Origin of the sequence: Hyalangium versicolor (assembly GCF_020103695.1) — a bacterium.
Lineage (GTDB): Bacteria > Myxococcota > Myxococcia > Myxococcales > Myxococcaceae > Hyalangium > Hyalangium versicolor.
The window spans coordinates 1-546 of record NZ_JAHXBF010000099.1; the positions used below are offsets into that span (position 1 = coordinate 1).

At 67.2% G+C, this 546-nt stretch carries 1 protein-coding gene; it reads left to right on the forward strand.

What is annotated here, in order from left to right; genetic code table 11:
* A partial coding sequence (locus tag KY501_RS52925) for an IS5 family transposase (RefSeq protein WP_373691744.1) occupies positions 1 to 529 on the forward strand: 529 nt, incomplete at its 5' end.
* Positions 530 to 546: the final 17 nt, after the last annotated feature.

Below are 546 nucleotides of genomic sequence, written 5' to 3' on the forward strand. Positions count from 1 at the left end.
TGGGCCAACGGGGCCAGGTGGACTTCAGTCGCGTCTCGGTCGACTCCTCGACGGTCCGAGCGTCAAAAGGGGGGCCCGTACGGGCAAGAACCCGACGGACCGAGCGAAGGCGGGCAGCAAGCATCATCTTCTCGTAGACGCCCAGGGCCAGCCGCTGGCTGAGAGCCTGACGGGGGCCAACGTCCACGACACGCACGAGCTGTTCTCTCTGCTGGACGCCGTGCCCGCTGTGAAGCAGCCTCGCGGCCGTCCCCGTCGCAGGCCCGACAAGCTCCATGCCGACAAGGCGTACTCTTCGCGCAAGAACCGCAGGGGCTTGCGGCGGCGCGGCATCACCGCCCGCATTGCGCGGCCTGGCATCGAGTCGAAGCAGCGGCTGGGTCGACATCGCTGGGTGGTGGAGCGGACCAACGCGTGGAAGAACCAGCAGCGCCGCCTGCGCGTACGCGACGAACGACGGGACGATGTCCACTTCGGCCTCCTCGTCCTGGGCTGCTGCCTGATGCTCTTCCGTCGCCTTCAATCCTGACTTTTGTTAGGCGCTCT